Here is a 23,362-nt window from a genome sequence, read left to right as displayed (position 1 = left end):
ACCGGAGTTGCTGAAAGGTTGGCCTGAACACCACCGCTGAGATAACACCCTGTCTCAGTTCTTTTATATATATCGGGTGGTCAAAATTCGGTGATCACGGGTGGTCAATTTTAGGTTGTCATTTCTATTTTACTTGAGTGAGTTGGGTGAGCAACGTTTCTTTTTCCAACCACGACCACTTCTTTGCCTTTGACAGGTACCCCTTATGACTACTCCAGGGGAAGTCATCAAGACTTTTGACAATGCCTGCCTTCAGCGGATTTCTATGTATGTAGCGCAGAACCTCCAACAGATAACTCTCCTCATCCACAAGTACAGCCTTATACCGCCCCCGAAACAGTTGACCTTCTTTTTTATGCTCACGATTAAATCGTTGGGTATACACTCCGTTGACGTGACGCATACAACGGGACAGATTTCCATCTGGAGTTTGAACGAATAAATGATAATGGTTTGGCATCAGGCAATACGCCGATATCCTCATATTCCATAGTTCAGACGCTTCTTGCAGAACTTTGAGAAAGGTTTCACGGTCTGTTGCCGTAAAAAATATTTTTTCACCCCATCTGCCACGGTTCATCACATGGTACCAGGCACCGGGATATTCTAATCGCAATGGTCTAGACATGTTTCAGATTATAGTACGAGACATCATTAAAGTTAAAAGCGGACTTAACCCCTTAATTTAATGAACAAGGAAAGCAATGATCAGCCAAAAGAATCGGGAAGGATCTTCTGCAAATTGGAAATAATTTTTGGACCTCATATTATGTATAGTGTTGCATAGAATCAATATTCCAGTTGCTCCTGAAAACCATACAGACACATCACATCAAGGGACACTGAACTGCAATGTATAAAAATGTGCTATCACAGTGACAATGATTATGGAAAGCAGCAATATATAGCTAACACTATCTGTCATTACAAAGACAATAGGATCGTCATGCATTTTACCACGTGACGTCTTAAGCCACAGCCTACCTAACCAATACAAGAGCCCTAAGGCAATACACCAGAGAAGCTCTGGAGAAGCATACCGCTGCTGTGTTTCCGGGGCACTGATGAATAATCCCAGAACCACAATAGCAGCAAGTGATGCCCCTACCCCCAGTGGCCACAGAACTCTTAGGTCTGCAACTCCATAATCCCTTCCGGCAATAGCCTCTTTTTGTTCTTCATTTTCAAGGGATACCAGCTCACCGCAACGCTTTATGAGAGCTAGACTCAAGAACATAAACATCGAAAATGCAATCATCCAGGAACTGATACTCACTTCAATGACGATAACACCCGCAAAAATACGCAAAGTGTAGAGTAATGAAAGCAAAATAGTGTCAACTAGAGCATGTTGTTTAAAAACCAAACTGTAGGCACTGGTTGTGAAGAAATACATGATCAGAATTGCGACAAAAGCTGTAGAGATCAAGCATCCAATTAAAAGGGAGAGAACAAATAAGATTGCTGCCATCAAGAACCCGTGTGGGATTGAAATTTGTCCACAGGCAAAAGGTCGAAAGCGTTTTCTGGTATGGAGGCGATCCGCTGTCAGGTCCCAGATGTCATTGAGAATATATGTACCTGACGATAGAAATGAGTACGCCAGGAATGCCAATAATACACTGCACACTTTATAGATATCCAGAAATTCGAATGCTGTTAAAAGCGGTACAAAAAGCAAGCTGTTCTTTACCCACTGGTGCACTCGAAGAGCCTTGAACCAGATTTTCAAACTGGTTTTCTCTTTTGGAAACTCTGCTTCTATTGGACGGCTATCTCTAATCTTGCTAGTTACCTGGCGCGACGCATGCACAAGAACAGCAGCCTCTGCGTTTTCCCAGACCGGAATATCGGCTCTGCTGTCTCCTGCATATACAAATTTATCTCCAATTTCTTTTTTGATAAGTTTGCACTTTGCGACACCTTTAAGATTGGAGTTCGCATCAGTCGCAAAATACCCGTCAAATAGACCAAGATGATTAGCCACTCTTTCGGCAATAGTTTTATGAGCCGCAGTTACCAGATAGATTAGCCTGTCTTTTTCTTTTTCCTTTTTTAGCCAATGTACAAAAGGTATGACGTACGGTAGAGTTTCGACATCAAGCAAAGTTCTTCGGCTTATTTCAGTTTTCAGATAGGCCTTCCCTTTACTCAACCAATAGACCATGTAAAAGATATAGACTGGATTCTTCTTTATCAGAAGAATAGCTGACTCAATCAATGAGTCCGTAGAAATCAATGTTCCATCTAAATCAACTACGAGTGGTGTTAATGTTCGCATAGTCTATGGGCAATTTATTAGGCTGTGAATGAAACAAGATATATCAACAGGTTAAATCTATAGAGACTGCTTTTTCCTACTCGAGAAGATCTCTTACAAAAATAGTTAAACATCCAGATGTCTCAGATGAAAACTTCGTTTATTGTATTTATCGCTCGGTATTTACAAGATGCTCTTTTGGAACGACTAACACATATAAGAAGCATAAAACTACCCTTTGTTCGCTGAAATATGTTATATGGTGTTTTTTCTTACGAACCTACTACCTGCAAACCTAACCAATAAAAGATATTATGCAAATATATACCAGTGGCAAAGTCTTTTTTATCCTTTTTTTTCTTATAGTTTGGATATCGGCAGCGGTGGCATTTGCTGGAAATACTTATGTTGTTGATGATTTTACAGGTAAAGATATCATCCTTTCAGCACCTGACATGATGTCAGCTGAGACTGTTGATTCCAACCTCCTCCTTTCGTTTGACTGCAGCGAAAATACCCGGAGAATCGTCCATATCCCTATTGAGTACGACGCAGATGGCCAGAAAGTAAGAGTAACCATATCTAAGGCCGACCATATCCCATATATGGGAAAACTCGAGGTTACCAATAACAGAGATCCGATACGCTCAACTTTTGAACACAACTATCTTGTCTATCAAAAAAACGCTCCTGAATTTTCTCTCTACAACAGACACTACGATAGTCTCTCACTGTACTTTAAATGTCGAGAGGCTCAGCCCGGGATAACAGGGCAGGTGCAAATCGATAAAATTGAAATTATCCCTAAGACGTTCCTTGATGACAGGGACTTTGCATATATTTTGGCGGAACTACTGCTCTTTGTTTTCATTCTCCCCGGGTTTCTCATCTATACACTGTTTTGGCGTGATGGACAAAAAACTCATATACTGGCTCTCCTTACACCAATCTCTATCGCATTTTTTCTGTTTCTTTATGCTCTTTTTCTGGTCAACCAACTGGGCCCATCCCTGCCAAACGAATGGCTCATGCTGACCTGTTATGTTATCTGCAATGTGTCGCTGATGTATCTGCTTTTCAAGAACCAAAAACTTGGGAGCCTGCGTACGAATCTTCATCTTGTACGATTTGAAATCTTAGCGGTATTCTTGGTCATGCTCGCTGTTACTGCGGTGGTAACTGAGAACCTGAGCCTGCCACTGCTTACTTTCACGTACAATGAGTTACGAAACTTAACCTATGGAGCTTTTGGCGCACATGATCCGGTGTTCCAGTTTGTGAATGGCATTGCGATTTATTACGATGAACCTTTCTCCAAGTATTACGAGAACTACAAATTGATGTATGGCGTCCAGGACCGTGGAATGATCGTCGGTGTACTGTATGCTATGATGCGAGGAATAGGGAATCCTATTCATCAAGTCATTGCCAACAGCTACGGTTACTACACACTCTTTGGCGCAATGTTGAATGTCTTAGTGATCTTGCCGATTCTCGCATTGCATAAATATTTTTTTGCAGGAAAGGAACGACCACTTTTGACTGTGTTTCTTCTCTCCGCGAGTGCTTTTGTGGTTACCAATTATTACATAACCTGGTTCAAGTTAGCAGGTGCTGGGCTTGTCATATCCGGTATTGTCCTGCTCTTGATTGAAAAGAAGAGTACTATGCAGTGGCTGCTGACCGGAATTATATGGGGACTGGCGACAAATTTTCACCCAAGTCTGGCATTAACCTACCCCGTAGTAACACTCTGGTTTTTGTTTAGAATGTTTAAGGCACGAGAGTGTAATTTTACTCCGCCAATTCTCGCATTTATCCTCTTGATGACGTCTTTTTTAGTGATGAATGCGCCCTGGACTATTGTTAAGTCGATGTATTATCCCGATACAAACAAACTATTTAGGCAACATTTTCTAGCATCTCAGCACTTTAGTCCCGAACATGGAATCACTGGTACTATCAAAAGCTTTGCTGAGAGATATACACTACAAGAACAGCTCGAGCTCAGAACGAAAAGAGTCCTGGAGAGTTTTCGTGTCGAAGAGGCTGACTCATTATTCAAGCTGACCATGAAAGAAAAGTGGCCCAAAGTTCTAACGGTATGGAACAAGCTTGAGGCAAGCTACATAGCTTTTGTCTTTACTCCCCTGCTATTTCTGCTCGCATTATCCGCGGGCAGTAAACGACTGTTTCCAACATTGGTATGGGGGACATCTGCAACGCGACACAGCGCAGACGCACGTGGTTTGTTCATTTCTCAAGCCCTCACTGTCCTCTTGATACTCTTTTTCAGTTTTGGGTCGTTATCACCCGATATAACATGGCATATTCCCATGAGTTGTACAATGATACTTATGTACCTGCTCATTCAGAAAACCCTTTCCATGAGTATGCTGGGAGCGGGTTTTGCTATTGTGTATGCATTTTTTACCTATTTCAGACTGTTTTTTCAATTTTTCTAAATTACAGAGCAATGTTCCGGCAGGCAATGGATTGATGACCCTCAACAACGTCTTCGCTGTCTCCAGTTTACTCGTATTGTTACGGTGACTCATCAATCTCGCAAGTAATGGAACTGCTGATTTGCAATCCATACCCCCTTGCCTGCACGAAGCCATTTGTACTATGCAGTTCAGCTGCGCAAGGGGGAAATTCGAATAACAATTGAATAAATGTCGAGATGGAACGAACAGCCAGAACTCTTGTGAGAAATGTGATACTTTCTAAAAGGGGTCTGAGAGTAGTGAAGCATTTGTTGTTTTCGGTAATGACCTCCAGAATATTAAGATTAGCCCGAATGTCTCATTAAGTTAAACAAAAAAAGTAACAAGTGTTTTATATTTAAAGTTATATCAAGACGTTAATCACATCAACAAAGGTGGCCTTATAAAAACAGACGGTACAAAAGAATAGAGCTCATTTCAAACTTTAGGTAGAAAAAAAAGCGTTGCAGATTTTAGTGGTGGAACGATCACTTCTGACGGTGGTGCATTAATACTACGAGAAGTAGAGCAACGAATTAGAGGGGGACAGTATTAATGTCTCTTAAGTGTAAGGAAAGTGGTTATAACGACTAAGGAGAAGATCGTGAGCGCGATTGGTTCGATGATCTTCTCCTGTCGTAAAAAAACAGCAGATAGAAGGGACGAAACGGTAACTCAATTCAAACAGCATGCCCTAATTAGTCAGTGGTGATCGGGTAGTTTATTATCCTTTTGGATCTTCTTTAAAGCTGATAATCCTTGTATACTGACGCTTGATCCAACCATAGCTACCATCCTCGAGGCTCACGTAATACCATTCGCCATCAACCGCATCAACTTCTGCAATTTCACCTTGGTGAAGGACAGTCAGGGTTTCGTATCTGAGCCCAGGACCGGATCGAAGATTGAGGCTATTGGCATCAATCTCCACCTCGTCGCCGGGATCTGCAATAATGCGATAACTTGATGGCCGGTTGATAACCACATATTCGGCACCCCTCTCCTCGTAAAACACATCATCACAGGAATAATGGCGGCGGCCACCATAATAGAAGTAAGAACATCCTTCCGGCAGTATCTGAACCCTGCCTCCAATAGGAGGTTGTACTACAACATATCCTTGTTTACTTGATTGAAAATAAACACCTGCAGAATAGAAGAACGGCACGCCGCCGAGAAAGAGACTGAAGTGATCCCTAGGCAGGGACCGATGGATTGATCCGTATCGGGGCCGATGGTTAGATTTCCAGGGGGAACGCCCATATACACGATCCCATCGTTTCCAGGACTTATTTTTATAGTCGTTTCGTTTTTTTTGTGGTCGCTGTGGAGACATTTTATCAACACGTCCCCTTGAAGGAATGTATCCCTTCTTATGCGATTTGTATGTTTTGTTTTTTTTATCGGCTTTACCCGGTGCTATGACAACAGGTACTTCGATAACTGTGGAACTCACGTAAGGGGCATGGGGATTTCTATCATTATCCTTTTTTGCCCCGGCGCTGGAACACAGAGTAAAGACCAGCATGGTCGATAATGCCAGACTACATATTTGACGATGGTTGAAAAGTTCAAACCTCACCACAGCGTTCCTCCTTTACTACACCATGAGTTGTTTCATATGGACTCGCGATGCATAGATGATTTCAATGATATTTGATGTAAAGTAATGCCAGTGACTCCACTATGCTAGCAATTATTATACCTGAAAATGAAAAGAGAAAAGAGGGGGAAGACGCATCTGTTGCATGCCTTGAGAAAAAGGCGGGTTCAACAAGAGAGTAAAGAAAAGTTGATTACAGAAAAGTTGTGGAGAACCAGCATGATCGTAAAATTACACTCTGAACGAAATAAGTGTGTAAATTTTAACCTTGTTGTCAATAATGACTACTTGGCAACTATGACCGGGTTATGGCTCATATACGCTGATATGGTTTCGTTTTTGAAGTCTTCTTTTTTCACTCCACCTGACGGATTGTTGTGAAGGGATCATCTAAGACCTGTTTGCTTTTTCTCTTGCGGAACAGCAACCATTTGATCGTCCATTAATTGGCATGGTGCTTTAAGTTGTTTGCCTCCTGCAAGTATTAATACACAATATAGTCACCTTCCTGTTTGCCCAGACAAACGGTAAAGCTAGTCACTTAACCACAAAGTAGCAGTTTAGTGTGGAGAATTTGTCAGTGCCTATCAAATCAATGATCAAAAGAATACAAAAGAATGATGTGCTTTTACCAAAGAGGTATTTTTTGACAACAAAACTAAAACGTCAAAGGATCGTCAAATGGAAGGTAGGGGGTCTAGAGACGCAAAAAGCCAATCACTAGGTAAGTGATTGGCTTTTATACGATTATGTGGTCGGGGCGGTAGGATTCGAACCTACGGCCTCCTGCTCCCAAGGCAGGCGCGCTAACCAGGCTGCGCTACGCCCCGACTATATAAAAAAGGCTCAATTAAAAATCGAAACCTGAGAAACTCTGGCTCCCCGGGACGGACTCGAACCGCCGACAAGGTGGTTAACAGCCACCTGCTCTACCAACTGAGCTACCGAGGATTATACGTTTATTCTTTGGCGAACTGCTTTGCAACAAAAGTTGTTTTTCATCGCCGAATCAACGTAGGCGGGCAATATAAACTGATGGGCCTACGCTGTCAATAGATTTTTATATCTTGTTTGCATCTTTTTTTTAAAAAAACACAAACTAATGTTAATCTACTGTTTATTCATTATTTTATCTTAAATTTTTCTACAATGCCTTCGCATCCGGAATGGTTTTACAGATGTTTTTCACCAACCGGTCCACATAGAGAGCGGCGTCTTCCTTTTTCATACCCTGCAACAGCTTTGCCGTGCCACTGCCTCTCCAGAGCATCTTATGGGTTTTAGGGTCAAGGACATCCAGGAGTAACGTTCCCTCTTCATATTCTCTCTCCATCCCGCCTTTCATATTCTCCCGAGGCATACTCGCAGCAACCGGACCGTAGCCATAGGAACTGTACAAATGATCGATGGATTCGACCTTTACCTTCTTTTCAACGCCTCCCAACCAGCTCAGCAAAAAGTCTGGCTGACCATTGGTGCTTTTGACATATCCTTTGTTAAGAAGTTGCCTGTCAACCGAGTCCTTGACCCAGGCTGCAACCTCAGGACTGTTGGCCCGCACTCCCCCTATATCTGCATTTGCCACATCAAGCCAGTCGTAGGATAAAAATCCTGTAAAGTCTGCATCATTTGCAGTTTCAGTCTCAACAGCCACTCCACCACAACCCGATATCATCAACAGTACTATGCAGCTCAGTATGAAATATTTCATGCTCATCTCTTGTCTTTATCTAACGATCTTATTTGCCAAACAGATTCTGCATCCCTTTCAGCAGCTCCCCTGCCTGCTCTAATATCTGTTTGTCTTCCTCTGTCATATTTTCCTGCGGTACAACCCCATGTACTTCTGCGCCCAGTCCTTTTTTGGCCGCCTCAGGGTCTTTCAATGCATCCATAACCCGTTGCCCCATAGCCCGAGCCATGGCCTCCGCTTCAGGATCAACTTCTGCCACGATTCCCTTGGGATGGACAAAATATTTGGCATCGACCTGTCCTGTATCAATTGATGTAGCCTGGGTAACCATCTTCAGTCCCATCATATTCACTTCAGTTTTCAAGGCAATGTCAGTCCCGTGAAGCAGGTACGTTGCGCCGCCACCCATTATATTGACCTTATCACAATCATATCCGAGTATCTTCGTTGCGTTTTCCTGGATATTGCCGCCCATTCCCTGGCTCAGGGCATGCCCCATCTTTTCTGCGTTCTTCTCCACTTCAATTTTTTCTTCGGCGGTCAACGCAGCGTACGCCTGGGCCATACTTTTTTGAGGATTGACGGTCTTGGTTCCCTCCATCGCCTGCAGATTATAAGAATAGACATAATCCGCATCTACAAATTCCACAGATTTTTCAATGGCTTCCATTCCCATAATTTTAGTTGACGATTCTGTGTAGGTAGCCCGCTCCCTGCCATAATTACGGATATACAGCGTCTCTGTCCCATGCTCGACACCACTGATGGAGTATTGGATAGTTGCGTTTTCAAAAGAGAGTTTTCTCTCCCAGGGAAGTTCCTCAGCCCAGGCTGTCGGTATTGCAAAAACAGCAGCCATTACAACAAGGTAACAGCCAAAGACGTTTTGTACCTTCATTTTGACCTCTTCTGTTGGTTTCTAAGCCACACTATTATTTCTGCTTCCCGCAACACCGGAAAATCTCGGCTACTCAAAGGATCGGATCACCCCAAACAAGCCAATCCGAGCCCCGGGGCTGCAGAAGTTTTTCCATCTCTCTTTTTACACGATACCGCACCAGAACCCAAAGCTCAATTCCAGCATGGGATAAACTCCCCGGCATGACATATTATTTGCCTATTTACTTCATGAAAAGTATAATAATTTAAGGTCTTTTTCTGTAAATTATATCTCTACGACCGGTATTCAGTTTTTTGTTTTTAGCCATCTTGCTTTTGGATTTCGACCACAAGGAGATACATTGATGAAAAATTGTTCTGTTGATTATATTCCGCAAGACTCCTGTGCCTCACTTTCAGAGCTTTTTCTGCAGAGGGTTCGCAAAAGCCCCCAGCAGCTTGCCTATCAGTATTTTGATAAAGATAATAAGCGTTGGAAAAAAATCACCTGGCTCGAAATGTTTACACGCATGCGCTGCTGGAGGGAGGCCTTTTTGCAAGAAAACCTGCAGACTGGCGACAGAGTTGCTGTCATGCTTCCTAACTCACCAAACTGGGTTCTTTATGAACAGGCGGCCCTGTCCCTTGGACTCATCGTGGTTCCTCTTTACTCCAATGATCGTCCAGAAAACATTGCCTACATTTTAGAAGATACCAAGGCAAAATTACTTATCTGTCCCGGCATTGCTTATTTTGAGCAGCTTATTTCCAAACTCAAAGACGTACGAAGTCTGACCAAAATAATAACAATCGATGACTGCAAGCTCTCCGAACCTGGCTCCCTCGCTGTCTGCTTAAACAACTGGCTTGGCACAACAGGTGAGGCAGAAAGTGAGGCTACAATCAAGAGCTGCCTGGAGGATTTCACCCCTGCCACATGTGAAACAGCGACCATCGTTTACACCTCTGGCACAACAGGGCCTGCAAAGGGTGTCATGCTGAGCCACTCCAACATCCTGTCCAATAGCTATGCCGGGCTTCAAGCCATGGATATTTACCCTGAGGATTCCTTTCTCTCTTTTTTACCGCTCTCCCATATGCTCGAGAGAATGGCGGGCTATTATCTGCCAATGATGGCCGGAGCCAGTGTCACCTTTGCCCGGTCCATTCCCGATCTGGCAGAAGATCTTGTCCAGATCCAACCCTCAGTTATGGTGGCTGTTCCCCGGATTTTTGAAAAGATGTACTCCGCCATCGCCAATAAGGTGAAATCAGGCTCAAGACTCAGCGCACAACTTTTTGATGCTGCTGTTGAAATTGGCTGGGATCATTTTCTGTATAAACAGAAACGAGGTCCCTGGAAGCTGTCATTGCTTGCTCAGCCTGTACTGGACCGGCTGGTCGGCAAAAAAGTGCGGGCCAGACTTGGAGGAAATCTTCGCATTGTTATATCGGGGGGAGCTGCACTTTCTTCTGATATCTCAAAATTTTTTATCGGCCTGGGCCTGCCGATTTATCAAGGCTACGGGCTCACGGAAACAAGCCCCGTGGTCTGCGTCAACCGGCTGGAGGATAACCGGCCCGAAGGTGTTGGCAGGCCACTGGTTGACATTGAAGTTAAAATAGACGAAACCCATGAACTGCTGGTGAAAGGCCCCTGCGTCATGCAGGGCTACTGGAATAATGAAAAGGCAACCCGTGCCATTCTTGACCCCGAAGGATGGCTCCATACAGGAGACAAGGCGGTGATCGAAGACGGCCACATCCGGATTACCGGACGCCTCAAAGAGATCATCGTTCTCAGCAACGGGGAAAAAGTAGCGCCCACCGACCTGGAAATGGCCATCAGTCTTGACCCTCTGTTTGAGCACAACATGGTCATTGGCGAGGGCCGGCCTTACTTGACCTTGGTTTGTGTGCTGAATCAGTATAACTGGGAGGTACTTGCCGAAAAACTTGGTGTTCCCCCCATAGAGGAGTCTCTCCACCTGCCTGAGGTAAAAAAAGCCATCCGCGACAGAGTTGATATACAGCTGAGCGGCTTTCCCGGTTTTGTGTTCATCAAAGACGTGGCCATGAACCTCTCTCCCTGGTCGGTTGAAGATGGCCTTCTTACACCTACCTTAAAAATAAAAAGAAAGGTCATAGAGCGGCATATGGCAAAAGAAATTGACAGGATGTACAACAGGTAACTCCAGCTCAGGGGGCTGAGGCGTCTGGAAATAATCGCTGCGTGGAACCTTCTGGAAAGACCTTACAGGGGCCTGAAAGGTTGATAGAGTGGATCACCCACCAACACCATCTGCCAGGAGATATAGGGCAGGGAGACGAGATAGGATTCTCCAAGACTCATATAGCCTTCCAAAAGTTCCCCAAAAAAGACATGGGGAACAGGAAAGCCCTGGACATAGGGTTCATAAACGGGGCCAATGGTTGCGGCAACACCTTTTTCAAGCATTTTCAGGCACCAGCCGGAACTTTCTGTCCCCCGCAGGGTACTGCATTCACTGCTTGCGATATGGAATCCTACGGCACCCCGCTGCCAGTCAAAACTATCAATATATTTAGCAAGGGAATACCAACCGCAATAGATTGCAGCATCGGGACAGGAGTTCTCGGCAAAAAGTGTCTCCTGCTCATCAAGGACCACCTTCATCCGCTTTTCCACATCTTTAGCGGCCTTATGCAGGGAGTAATCATACAGACTGTATCCCCCGAGCAGTTCCGTTTCCTTTGGGGTCTGCCAGCGGGCATCAAAATAGGCCCGACCCTGCAGCCCTTTTTTTTCTGCCCACAGTGTATCATCAATCAAACGGCGGACCGTCTTTACATCCGGACCATCCAACCGAGAGACAAGGAGGACCTGATCTTTTGTCACAATCGCCTCTTTGCCCTGAAAACCAACATAGTAGGGGTTTTTTATCCAGCCATCCAAATCATAATCAGCCACTTTAACAAGGGAGAGTTCTGAATCAACCGCTGCCCGTTGATTGGTGTTGAGCAGGGTTATGATTTTTTCCAGGATCTCATTTTTCTTCTGGTCAGCTTGTACTTCAGCAGTGCTGTCGTTTTCTTCCAGGACCGCCTGAGCTGTTCTATACTGCTCGACCTGTTCCCGGGCCTGCAGATCAGGTAAGGGTGGCGCCACCTTTAACGGCACACCGTACATGAGAACTATTGTGGAAATACGCGCAGAAGATTTAAGCTCATTGAGGGAAGCATTAACAGATTTTACCAGCACCTCGTCATATTCCCGTCGGCTCATCGTTTCATCTGTTGTGAGGGATACCACGAGCAGATGCGAGGCCGGGATACTCCGCTTTTTCATATAATATCGGGCCAGATCGACACTGCCACGAGTCTCTGTATTGGCAACAACCAGAACCTCCATGGGTTCCAGGGAAAAACAAGCATAGGGCCAGCAACCAACCAAAAAGAAAATGAAAAATCTAAAAAATATTACCATAACAATCTAAACTATCTTGGATACTGTTTGACTCATTAGGACCAACCGGAGCTTTTCTGCCCCTCAAAGCGGGCCAGGGATTCCATCATGAGATGAAAATGCGGATTAGCCGTTTCAACCGGAGGATCTCCCGGCATATAGTCAAGACCATACACCGCATTCTCCAGAACAACTCCGGCGTGGGGGACTTGTGCCGCTAAGGGTAGCACATAAGATACAAAATAACCTGCAGAAACAATAGTGCCAAAGCCTGCCAGAAGATCCACCCGCACCACCCTGTCGGCCTCAGACCAGGCAGAAAATATTTTCATATCCACAGGCTTTTGCCTCATCTTCCGAAGTAACATTTTATTTTCATCTATTAAAAACACCAGTTCCCGGGCAGCAATAAGGGGAACACGACTGTATCTATATGGATTATCCGAAATCAGAGAAAAGCTGTTTGTACAATAGGGAATCAAGGGCAGTTTCAAAAAACCTTCAATGAATGGAGTCAAGATATTACCTTTCCAGCCATAGAGCCCAAAGGCCGCAGAAAAGAGATAGAGATCCCCGTTCACCCTGGTATCAAGATTTGCAAAATAAAACGACAGCGTCCCACCCGTTGAAAGCCCGCCAATGGAAGTACGTGCACCAGCACTGGATGCGATATCTATTGCAAAACGTACATTCTCTTTCCAGGCGGCAAGACTGACACCCCGCATTCCATTAGGATCTTTTAAACCATGACACTGGAGCAGGGGAAGATACACATCATAGCCAAGCTTTTCATAAAAATACCTGGCAATGGCAAGCATTGCATAGGGGGAATCGGTTAAACCATGAACCAGAACAATAGCCTTGTCACTGCTCTGCCTGTGCAGCAACTTTTTCGGATGGCAGGGCGGACGAACTTCCTCTTTTTTAAAATAGGAAAACGCATCGTAGTATTCCTGCCAAATCATCTCCCCTGTATCAATTGCCACCTGCCCTCTCCATGATTCGTTGTATATTCTTCTATCCGGACAGCCAAACAGGCGTGACATTGTACTATCACAGCCCCTGGACAAACAAAATTATTTTCTCCAAAACCCTTGTCGAGCCTTTGCCATTTACAAGTATATGCTGGTCGGAGCTCAGCAGGGAAAACTCCTTTTGCGAAGAACCGATCCGGCCAAAAACCTTGCCGGAGCCTTTGGGCGATACCACCGGATTGCCATCCGCCTGGATAATAAGAACAGGTTGACTGATATTTGTATAACTTTTTTCAATCGATTCCAGAAATTCTCCGAGTTCCCGAATACCCTCAACCGGATTTGCAACATAATTGATATGCCCATTTACCTGGGCGAATGCCAGATATTTTTCCTGTGCTTCCCCTCTTTTGAGCTTGTTTAAAATTCTGTTTAACACATCCCGGCCGGGCATAAACTCAGTCGAATAATTTTTCAGGGAAAAAGCCGGAGATACGGCAAAAACCCCTTTTATCCCCTTCACCCTGGCCGCAAGATCAAGACAGAGACTGCCCCCGAGACCAACCCCCCCGACAACCACCTCACGGCAGTATGAACTCATAAGCACATATCCGTTCTCAACAGCTTCTATCCATTCCTTATATTTCCTGCCGGCCAGATCTTCCGCCGAAGTCCCGTGCCCGGGCAACCGCTGTCCATAAACCCAGAATCCTTTGTTGCGCAGAGCCCTGGCTAAGGCCATGACCTCTCTGGGTTGGGAGAGATAGCTGTGCACCAGTACGACCCCGGTGTTCCGGTATCCCCTCAAAAGAAACGGTCGCCCCAATTTCTTTTTCCCTTCAGCCTCGAGACTGCCATATTTCTTACAATCAGACTCGTACCTCGCCTTATCTCTTCTCAACATGTACCTTGCAACCAGATGGCTCATCAGTGTATTTGGCTGCCAGGCGATTGATTTCATAAAAGACTGCAGGGCCTTCAACGGCTCCGCCTCATTGGCTATAACTTCAACAGGATTATTTATCCGCCCTCGATGCAGACTTAAAGGTGCCGAAATCTTCGCACGATCTCTGATCAGATAATCACCATCCCTTTTCACCACACCCTTTTCGATCGCCAGCTTTAAAAAGTTCTTATACTTCTTGTATCGATCATCGGTGAGCAGATGGGCTTGATTCTTCTTCAGTGATTTATGCAAAGCTATTGTTTCAAGACCCTTTTCACCATCGCTTATCAGCGATGCAGCGTAAAAGACCCTGCGCTTAAATTCTCTCTCCAGAATCCGTTTAAATGGATAGAACCGCAAAAATGAGGCAAAAAGGTGCTCGTGGTTTACGGTGGTCAGACTGTAGATAGCATCCATGTAGCGCTGCATCACACTATATGCGGTCGCTTTCATATCCTTTTTCAATTCAGGTGAGACGGTCAACCCGTTGAATTCAGTGTTTATCCAGGAGTCATGAAGATATTCAGAGATATGAATGGGGGGGCCGAAGCGTATATCCAGATCTACTCCGGAAAGTAACATGGTCCCTTCCGTCATAATCTCTTCAATTACCCGTTCGGGCATATCTTTCACGAGTTTTGAAGCGATGGACAGTGCAATATTTTCAGCCGCACGGATAGGATAATAGGTGAGGTTTACCGGTACGATTGTGGTGGGCTCACCGGCTACTTCATGAAAGGTTTTCACCCCAAGGATATCCAGCATCCCGCCAACCTTTTCCGGCGACTCGGCCCGCGCTTTCATCAGTTGCCTGCGAAACAGTTCCGCCTTCAAGGCAAGGACTGCTGCACCGGTATGGGGTTCGTGTGCTCCATCGGGATGGGCAATCATATATTTGCCACCCTCAACTATTTTCTTGGTTTTGACCATACTTCCTTCGGGAAATATGATCCAGTTGGCCTGCTGGCCAAGAAGACTCTGGACAATCAGTGCATCACGTTTTGGGTCTGCAGTTGATATGACACCGACAAGATCAAAAAACTTCCCTAACCCACCTTTGAAAAGAGAGGCAGCTGCAAGGGAATATCCCGGTTTTCCGGTCAGATCAGAAATATAATTGGGCAGTAAAATGGTTTCGATGCGGGTGAAGTGATTCATCACAAAAATGATGGGGCCAGGCGGGATGTTTTCTTTACCATGGACAAGAATGTCAGCCTTTGATAGACGGGATAATGCCTTAATTGCAAGCCCTGTCGTCAAATACGCAGATTTGTTCATACCCCTCCAAACACCAGATAAGGAAACCACTATAAATATCGATAATTTACATTTTATCTTCATTCAGAGGAGCGGTCAAGCCCCCACCTGTACCCTCTGGTATTTCAGGGAAATTTGGTACTCCGGAGCTGGATAACCATTGTATTGTACAAGTGTGTCACCCCTTGAATTGATCGACGGCGAACAACCGTTGCAATTTCTTCAGTACTCCATATAATTGTTGTCAATTGTATACAGTCCACCAAATTTAAACCTCGAGGTCACTCATGAGCCTGATTGCCGTCTTCACCCCGCCAGATTTTGAACAGGATCACTTAAAAAAGAGTCCCCTTGCGACCCTGGAACCAGCCCCGGCAGACGGAATTGCCCCGGATAACTATCACGCCACATCCAACCACCCAGAATACATCAAAGTAAAAGACAACCTCTGGGCCCTTGCCCCGGAGAGCCGTATGGATGCCGTCTTTGTCGTCAAAGACTGCACTGTGGATGTGGTTGAGGCAAGAAATCTCAGGGCTGGCGACCTGGTCGTGACCGGCAGAACGGAAAATGGCGAAGAGGGTATACTTGTTCACAACACCGGTTTTATGCAGACAAGGGCCAATGAAGATAAATTTTCCTTTCGCTCCAGAGGCACCCGGGAAACCCCTTTTTCCTACTCCTACGACGCCCTTTATGAGATTCTGAAACACGATCGCGATCACGGTCACATAGTCTGGGTCCTCGGTCCTGCGGTTGCCTTCGACAAGGACTCAAGGGCGGCCATGCAGGGACTCATCGAAAATGGCTACTGCCATGGCCTGATGGCCGGCAATGCTCTGGCCACCCATGATATTGAAGCCGCCATTTACAACACAGGGCTTGGACAGAATATTTACACCCAGACCCTCCAGCCCATGGGCCATTACAACCATCTGGACATCCTCAATCAGGTCAGAAAGGCCGGATCGATAAAAAAAGCCATCAAGACCCTCGGAATCGATAACGGGATCATGTACGCCTGCGAGAAAAACAACGTGCCTTATGTCCTCGCCGGCTCGATCCGGGACGATGGACCTCTTCCTGAAACCGTTGGAAATGTCTATACTTCCCAAGACCTTATGCGCAGCCATGCGAGGAAGGCAACCACGGTGATCACTATGGCCACCCAGCTGCACTCCATTGCCTTTGGCAACATGACTCCCGGCTACAAAGTGCTGGAAGACGGCACGGTTCGTCCGGTCTACTTTTATGTTGTAGACATGTCCGAGTTTAGCGCAGACAAACTGGCAAACAGGGGCTCGGCCCAGGCCCAGGCTATTCTGACCAACGTCCAGGACTTTATCGTCAACCTCTGGAACCACCTCAAAAATTAGGTCGCTGATGAAAAAACAAATCCGCATTATCGGTGTGCCCATGGATCTTGGGCAGAACCACCGGGGCGTCGATATGGGCCCCAGTGCCGTCCGTTACGCGAACCTTTCCAAAAATCTCGAGGCCCTGGGATACAAATGCCTCGACAGTGGAGATATCACCATTCCAGGCCACTATGCCCTGCCGGACGCCTCCATTGAAAAACGACTGCCCCTTATACAAAAAGCCTGTGAAAGTGCCTACGAACTCGGACGCCATGCCATTGAAGCGGGTGAAATTCCCATTTTCCTCGGTGGTGATCATTCCGCATCCATTGGTACCGTTGGGGGAGTCACCCATGATTGTGATGTGGGTCTGATCTGGATTGATGCCCACGGAGATTTCAATACCCCCGAGACATCACACAGTCAGAACGTCCACGGCATGGCACTTGCGACCCTGCTCGGACACGGTCCTGCAGAGCTTGTCAACGTGGGGAGGCCCGGACCAAAGGTGAAGGCCGCCCACACTGTCATGATAGGTCTTCGAGATCTTGATGCGGAAGAAAAGGTTCTCATCAAAAAATCAGGCTGCATCGTCTTTACCATGCGTGATGTCGACGAGCTTGGAATCAGGGCTGTCCTGACAGAAGCACTCAAGATCCTCCATCATCTGAAAAAAATTCATATCAGTTTTGACGTCGACGTCATGGATCCCCTGGATGCTCCAGGCGTAGGAACACCATCTCAAGGTGGTCTTACCTACCGGGAAGGACAATTGGTTATGGAAATTCTTGCAGACACGGGCAAGCTTCACTCCGTTGATATCATGGAAATTAATCCAATTCTTGATATCCAGAACCGGACAGCCCAGATGGCCGTAAATCTTCTCGCCTCGCTTTTTGGGAAAAAAATTATATAAAGTTAAGCAAAGAGACGGGTCTTACATATTTTCCAACCCTGCAGAAAGCCGTACCTTTATAGTATTGCCTAAATTTTATCAACGTATTACATATATTCTGTCTCAGTACCCATTTTACCTGCTGTGTGGTTAAATTATCACAACAGAAGGTAACCCACCCCACTACAGGGAACACATTTATCTTAGTCTTGGAGGAGAATATGAAACGTGTCGGGAAAATAGCCTTGGTGTTTGCAGCTATGACTATGATAGCCACACCCGCAATGGCCGCCCAAAAAAAAGTCCGCTGGAAACTTGCAATGACCTGGTCAAGTACTCTTACCCCACTGGCCTCGCCAGCGCCTAAGCTTGCCAAAATGGTTGAAGAAATGACCGGCGGTAATTTCACTATCCGGGTTGAAGGTGCAGAAAAACACAAGGCAGCTCTTGGTATCCTTGATATGGTAAACGGAGGCCAGTACGAAATGGGCCACTCCGCAGCCTACTACTGGAAAGGCAAGGATATCACCTCCGTATTTTTTACAACCATACCATTTGGCATGACCGCCGCCGAGCAGGGATCATGGCTTTATTATGGCGACGGCATGGCTCTGCAACAGAAGACCTTTGACAAATTCAACATCTACTCCTTTCCCGGTGGTAACACCGGTGTTCAGATGGGTGGCTGGTTTCGCAAAGAAATCAATTCCCTGGAAGATTTGAAAGGTCTTAAAATGCGAATCCCAGGGCTTGCGGGTGAGGTTTTCGCAAAGCTTGGAGTCAACGTGACCAATATTGCACCTGGCGAACTCTATACCGCCCTTGACCGCGGTACCATCGATGCCCTTGAGTGGGTAGGCCCAGGTATGGACATCAAAATGGGCTTTCATAAGGTTGCACCGTACTATTATGCGGGGTGGCATGAGCCAGCTTCAGATATGCAGTTTTTAATCAATAAGAAAGAGTTCGACAAACTTCCCGTTGAATATCAGACAGTTCTCAAAACCGCCATGCAAGCCGTTTCTGCTGACATGTACTTTGATAACTTCAATATGAGTGCAGAGGCATGGGCGCAGATCAAAGAAGAATTTCCTAATATTAAAGTAAAAATCTTCCCTAAAGAAGTACTGCAGGCGATGAAGAAGGCCACCGACGAAGTAATGGAAGGCTACGCTGCTGAAAATGCCGACTTCAAAGAAGTATACGAGTCTCAAAAAGCCTACATGGCCAAAGCTCGTGAATGGACCAAAATGTCCACCCAATATTATTTACAGACCTCAGAAATGGTGTCCGAGTAAAGAGACCCATTAATATGCATGTAACAATCACCGCCCTTCCACTCATACTGTGGTGGGGCGGTGTCTTTTTATTCATTATTTGTCCGGATGTTTTTCACTGAGGTTTACCACTTGGCAAGCACAAACACTGGGAAATGCGGCAGGAGCAGAGGTATGTTAATCAAAGTTGAACAGTTTTTCATGCGGGTAAACCGCATTTTAGGCAAAATTCTCACTGTGGTGCTTCTTTTGATGACGCTCAATGTTTTTTTTGACGTAATCATGCGCTACACTTTTCATAACAGTTCTGTAGGGATGCAGGAGATGGAGTGGCATCTTTTTTCTATCCTCATTCTCTTTGGTGTCTCTGTTGCTCTTTTAGACGAGGGTCATGTTCGGGTCGATTTTCTCTACGACAGATACTCCGAAAAACGAAAAGCAATTATTAATATCATCGGCACCCTGCTCTTTCTCCTTCCCCTTGCTCTTCTCATCTTATTTGGATCATTTGGTTTCGTTACAGACGCATACCAGATCGGGGAAATATCCGAAGATCCGGGTGGTCTTCCCTTCAGGTGGTTGATCAAGGCCATGATCCCCGTTGCCTTTCTGGTACTCATTTTCAGCTCAGTTGGTTACACCGTTAAAAACATCAATATATTAAGACGTGAGAACAGATCCCAGCTCACAATAGACAATGAGGTGGGCAAATGATTGGTATTGTCATGTTTTTTGCAGCGCTGGCTATGCTGACCATTGGCTATCCTGTCGCTTTTACCTTCGGATCTGTTTCAATATTTTTTGGGATTTTCGCTGCAATTATCGAACTTGCACCCAACCTTGCCTTTGTGCCCGTAGCGGAAGAGTTTTTTCAGATGTTTTCCATGATGCCTTTTCGCATCTATTCGATCATGAACAACACCATCCTGATGGCGATTCCACTTTTTATCTTCATGGGAATCATCCTGCAAAAATCAGAACTCGCAGAACGATTGCTTGAGGCCATGGGAACTCTTTTCGGTAAGGTCCGTGGTGGTGTTGCGGTAAGTACCGTCCTGGTAGGAGCCCTACTTGCCGCATCCACCGGCGTTGTTGGAGCCTCAGTTGTCGCCATGGGCGTTATTTCCCTCCCTGTTATGCTCAAATACGGCTATTCCAAGAAACTTGCTACAGGTACAATCTGTGCAGCAGGTACCCTGGGCCAGATCATTCCCCCCTCCATCGTCCTTATCATTCTTGGGGATGTTTTCCAGCAACCAGTAGGGGATCTTTTTCAGGCCGCATTTGCTCCCGGCCTTATTCTCGTTGCCTTATATATCATCTATATACTCATCTGGGCCTTCCTCAACAAAGAGGTTGCTCCTCCTCTCCCTCCCCACGAAGGAACCCGTGCCGGGAACATTAAACGTGCCGTTTTTGCCATCATCCCACCTCTGACCCTGATCGTTTTAGTTCTTGGTTCAATCTTTGCCGGAATCGCAACCCCGACAGAGTCTGCCTCTGTAGGAAGTGTCGGGGCTGTCGTACTTGCCGGTATGTACAGAAAACTGAGCTGGAGAATTGTTGATGAAGCGGCGTTGGAGACAGTGAAAATAACCGCCATGGTTTTTGCAATCCTCATTGGAGCCACCGCCTTTTCAATGGTCTTTGTCTACAGTGGTGCAGATTATATTGTTGAAGAAACCCTCACCAATCTTCCAGGCCAGAAATGGACATTCCTCTTCCTCTCGATGCTGGCTATTCTGGTGCTCGGTTTTTTCATCGACTTTATCGAGATCTCGTACATTGTTGTGCCAATTCTGCTTCCGATAGCAGAGGCAATCGGCCTCAACCCGCTCTGGTTCGCCATCCTGATTGCCATGAACCTGCAAACGTCTTTTCTCACCCCACCTTTTGGTTTCTCTCTCTTTTATCTCAAGGGGGTCTGTCCACCTGAGGTGAGCACTGTGGATCTTTATCGTGGGGTCATACCCTTTATCGCAATCCAGATACTGGTCCTGGCCTCCATTATTTTCTTCCCCACATTCTATGGTTTTAGCCAATGATTGATCAGGAAAAATTAAATTTTCCGGGTCACCCGGATCCCTCATCAATACAGTTTTTCGCTGACCGATACACAAGCCATTTCGCTGTCGTGCATTACCGCAAACGGCTTGTAGCGCTGCACCTGCGGAAAAATCTAGTAACCTAAAGGGTGAGCTGTTGATTTGAAACGAAAAACACATTGTTTTCTGTGATAGACAATTTCTACATGTCCTTGGGTTTGTAATCAAAAGGCTCATGAGAAATTTGGGCTCAGCAAAGAAACCAACAACTTCCCATACCATAAAAAAAAGCCCCATTTGTGACGAGACACAAACGGGGCTTTTGTATTCCAGGTAAAAAAACAGCAACCGGCAAAGAGAAGGGCCTTGAGACAGCTTACTTTTTTACAAAAAAGAAGAGACAGTGGCTGCCATAAAACTCAGCTGTACTAGAGAAAAACAGGTCTTTCAGGATGACGTACATCCAAATTCAGCTATTTCTATTTTTGAAGTATTCCTGCACATAACGGATATGATTCCGCATGGCGGCAAAGGCTTCCTGCGGGGCTCTGCTTTCTATTGCGGCAAAGATCTCTTTGTGATGCACGATAACATCTTCGAGTGCATCTCGGTCCAAATACATATGGGTCAGGTTCTTTTTAATTCCCACAAAGAGAAAATCATAGAAGTTTCGCATGAGATGAATCAGAACAGGATTCTTGGTGGAAAATGTGACCGCCATATGGAATGCAGCATCTGGTTCTGTTCCAATTTTATCAGTGTTTTCCAAGTCCTCTTCCATCTCACGAAGACTCTTTCTGATGGCAATAATGTCGGTTTCCGTAGCCCTCTGTGCGGCAAGCATTGCTGCGTTACATTCAAGCCCCATGCGAACTTCAAGGAGGTCATCCAGCGTAGCCTCATCGGTCGCCATAACCGCTGCCAGGGGATTGCCTTCTCGGCGTTCAGGAGAGCTCACAAAAGTTCCCTGCCCTTGGCGGTGCTCAAGCAACCCCATGATGACGAGTTTATTGATGGCGTTTCTTACAGAAGTTCGGCTCACAGCCATTGAAAGGGCAAGTTCACGTTCCGGCAAAATTTGCTGGCCAGGTTTAAACTCCCCCTTATAAATCAACTCGCGAATCTGTTCAAATACTTGATCCGAAATACGTTTTGGCCTAATTGGTTTAAAATTCATCATTACCTAACACGCTAAAGTTGACAATGGTTCCGATCTTAGCCTCAAATAAAAAAGGTCCGACCATCGTACATTGTGCAATTCCCCGTTAATTGCACACATCTTCTCCCTTATAAAAAAGGTCACTTTGCATAGGTTAGCAAAAGACCACGTAAATGCAACTCAATTCGATCAAACAATTGATTCCACCCCTGCAATTATACCACAAAACAACTTTTACTCTACGACAATACAGCTATTTTTGTTGGTTTTTATCTTTCCCACTCATTCAGCGCAATGGGTTGTGCAGGTAGGAAAAATGGCAAAACGTAATATCCATTTTACAAAATGAATAATGAGACAAACACCATCCTCCGTATTGGTATTACCATTTGGCGTGCAATTTACATTTTTAATAAAACTTACATTTCCCCGAAGAAAAACCCATGAAGCCCATTAATTATCAAAGATTCAAAACGGGAGCAAGTTTATTCTTGGGACAGACTTCGGCCGATCTAAATTTTGGTATTACCAACTTACCTATCAACAGGTTATTATCATTATGAGGCATAAGACAAATATTGGCACCCATAAATGCCATACTCATAATCAGGATCAAAAGAGGCATTACAGAGGAAACTTTTCTCAGTCACTTTCACACTCCCTGCGACCCTCCAGAAGCTGCCTCAAGTACAGCAAACCCTGACAGGCTTGAACAGTGCAGGCCCCTCCCGAAAAGCCGAGCCCAAAAGGGTGAAGAGCGTAACCTCCGCTGAGACTTCTTTATACACAAAGAACACAAGACCGACTGCCAATAATTTTTCAGTGAATCGAGAAAATTGCTGCTCAAAAAATTCAGTTCAGGGGGAACAATTGTATTAGAGATGCCCTCTCTTGCGCTCATTTAAGGTTTTGCTTTTTCTTTTCAACTCTTTTATTATCAGAAATTTCTGTTCATAATGTAGTAAGGGTATTTTACCTTCCGCAGCTTATTCTTCTGTTTGCCGAAGAGTTCACTTTATCTACGGAAAAAGGCCTGATACCCTGATAATTACATCTAAAAAATGTTATTGATCCGGTAGAGATGC

16 protein-coding genes and 2 tRNA genes are annotated in these 23,362 nt (G+C 45.3%); 7 read left to right on the top strand and 11 right to left on the bottom strand.

Features of this window, described 5'->3' with window-relative positions; genetic code table 11:
- Nucleotides 1–124: 124 nt before the first annotated feature.
- Together FCL48_RS21995 and FCL48_RS21990 are read right to left on the bottom strand one after the other, a co-directional pair.
- Nucleotides 125–628, bottom strand: a complete 504-nt coding sequence (locus FCL48_RS21995; RefSeq protein WP_240744921.1) for a transposase — start codon at nt 626–628, stop codon at nt 125–127.
- 204 nt (nt 629–832) lie between these two features.
- Complete coding sequence (locus tag FCL48_RS21990; RefSeq protein ID WP_136875733.1) at nt 833–2,281, bottom strand: UbiA family prenyltransferase; 1,449 nt, start codon at nt 2,279–2,281, stop codon at nt 833–835.
- Nucleotides 2,282–2,574: 293 nt separating this feature from the next.
- Between FCL48_RS21990 and FCL48_RS21985 the strand changes: the two genes are divergently transcribed.
- Nucleotides 2,575–4,725, top strand: coding sequence for a hypothetical protein (locus FCL48_RS21985; RefSeq protein ID WP_136875731.1), 2,151 nt, complete (start codon nt 2,575–2,577; stop codon nt 4,723–4,725).
- A gap of 745 nt (nt 4,726–5,470) precedes the next feature.
- On the opposite strand, the gene FCL48_RS21980 is transcribed toward FCL48_RS21985, so the two are convergent.
- The 5 genes from FCL48_RS21980 to FCL48_RS21960 all read right to left on the bottom strand — a co-directional run bounded on the left by FCL48_RS21980 (nt 5,471) and on the right by FCL48_RS21960 (nt 8,940).
- Nucleotides 5,471–6,331 (bottom strand): DUF6515 family protein, encoded by an 861-nt coding sequence (locus FCL48_RS21980; RefSeq protein WP_136875729.1) that lies wholly within the window; start codon nt 6,329–6,331, stop codon nt 5,471–5,473.
- Nucleotides 6,332–7,101: 770 nt separating this feature from the next.
- Nucleotides 7,102–7,179, bottom strand: a tRNA-Pro gene (locus FCL48_RS21975).
- A gap of 45 nt (nt 7,180–7,224) precedes the next feature.
- Nucleotides 7,225–7,300 (bottom strand) — tRNA-Asn (locus FCL48_RS21970).
- Between the two features lie 193 nt (nt 7,301–7,493).
- Nucleotides 7,494–8,060 carry a DUF4136 domain-containing protein gene (locus FCL48_RS21965; RefSeq protein ID WP_169309327.1) on the bottom strand — a complete coding sequence of 189 codons (567 nt, stop codon included), beginning with the start codon at nt 8,058–8,060 and terminating at the stop codon, nt 7,494–7,496.
- Nucleotides 8,061–8,088: 28 nt separating this feature from the next.
- Complete coding sequence (locus FCL48_RS21960) at nt 8,089–8,940, bottom strand: hypothetical protein (protein ID WP_136875725.1); 852 nt, start codon at nt 8,938–8,940, stop codon at nt 8,089–8,091.
- 346 nt (nt 8,941–9,286) lie between these two features.
- On the opposite strand from FCL48_RS21960, the gene FCL48_RS21955 reads away from it, so the two are divergent.
- Nucleotides 9,287–11,113 carry a long-chain fatty acid--CoA ligase gene (locus FCL48_RS21955; protein WP_136875723.1) on the top strand — a complete coding sequence of 609 codons (1,827 nt, stop codon included), beginning with the start codon at nt 9,287–9,289 and terminating at the stop codon, nt 11,111–11,113.
- A 62-nt stretch (nt 11,114–11,175) separates the two neighbouring features.
- Here FCL48_RS21955 and FCL48_RS21950 read toward each other — a convergent pair whose 3' ends face one another.
- The 3 genes from FCL48_RS21950 to FCL48_RS21940 form a co-directional block, all read right to left on the bottom strand.
- Complete coding sequence (locus tag FCL48_RS21950; protein ID WP_169309326.1) at nt 11,176–12,312, bottom strand: TIGR03790 family protein; 1,137 nt, start codon at nt 12,310–12,312, stop codon at nt 11,176–11,178.
- A 110-nt stretch (nt 12,313–12,422) separates the two neighbouring features.
- Entirely contained in the window at nt 12,423–13,352 is a 930-nt protein-coding gene (locus FCL48_RS21945; protein WP_136875719.1) for a carboxylesterase, read from the bottom strand.
- Nucleotides 13,353–13,419: 67 nt separating this feature from the next.
- Nucleotides 13,420–15,564, bottom strand: a complete 2,145-nt coding sequence (locus FCL48_RS21940) for a serine aminopeptidase domain-containing protein (RefSeq protein ID WP_169309325.1) — start codon at nt 15,562–15,564, stop codon at nt 13,420–13,422.
- Between the two features lie 266 nt (nt 15,565–15,830).
- On the opposite strand from FCL48_RS21940, the gene FCL48_RS21935 reads away from it, so the two are divergent.
- The 5 genes from FCL48_RS21935 to FCL48_RS21915 all read left to right on the top strand — a co-directional run bounded on the left by FCL48_RS21935 (nt 15,831) and on the right by FCL48_RS21915 (nt 21,118).
- A complete protein-coding gene (locus FCL48_RS21935) occupies nt 15,831–16,919 on the top strand; it encodes a hypothetical protein (protein ID WP_136875715.1) in 1,089 nt (362 codons plus the stop codon).
- Between the two features lie 7 nt (nt 16,920–16,926).
- Nucleotides 16,927–17,817, top strand: coding sequence for an arginase (gene rocF, locus FCL48_RS21930; protein WP_136875713.1), 891 nt, complete (start codon nt 16,927–16,929; stop codon nt 17,815–17,817).
- A 200-nt stretch (nt 17,818–18,017) separates the two neighbouring features.
- Entirely contained in the window at nt 18,018–19,094 is a 1,077-nt protein-coding gene (locus tag FCL48_RS21925; protein ID WP_136875711.1) for a TRAP transporter substrate-binding protein, read from the top strand.
- Between the two features lie 153 nt (nt 19,095–19,247).
- Nucleotides 19,248–19,787 carry a TRAP transporter small permease subunit gene (locus FCL48_RS21920; RefSeq protein ID WP_136875710.1) on the top strand — a complete coding sequence of 180 codons (540 nt, stop codon included), beginning with the start codon at nt 19,248–19,250 and terminating at the stop codon, nt 19,785–19,787.
- The gene (locus tag FCL48_RS21915) at nt 19,784–21,118 is read left to right on the top strand and encodes a TRAP transporter large permease subunit (RefSeq protein ID WP_136875708.1); all 1,335 of its coding nucleotides are present in this window, start codon (nt 19,784–19,786) and stop codon (nt 21,116–21,118) included. Before FCL48_RS21920 ends, FCL48_RS21915 begins: the two co-directional genes overlap by 4 nt.
- Nucleotides 21,119–21,587: 469 nt before the next feature.
- On the opposite strand, the gene FCL48_RS21910 is transcribed toward FCL48_RS21915, so the two are convergent.
- The gene (locus FCL48_RS21910; protein ID WP_136875706.1) at nt 21,588–22,298 is read right to left on the bottom strand and encodes a FadR/GntR family transcriptional regulator; all 711 of its coding nucleotides are present in this window, start codon (nt 22,296–22,298) and stop codon (nt 21,588–21,590) included.
- Nucleotides 22,299–23,362 lie beyond the last annotated feature (1,064 nt).

Source organism: Desulforhopalus sp. IMCC35007 (assembly GCF_005116575.1).
Taxonomy (GTDB): Bacteria; Desulfobacterota; Desulfobulbia; order Desulfobulbales; family Desulfocapsaceae; genus Desulforhopalus_A.
The sequence above is the reverse complement of the archived record's forward strand: the minus strand, read 5'-3'. Positions and strand labels throughout refer to the sequence as shown.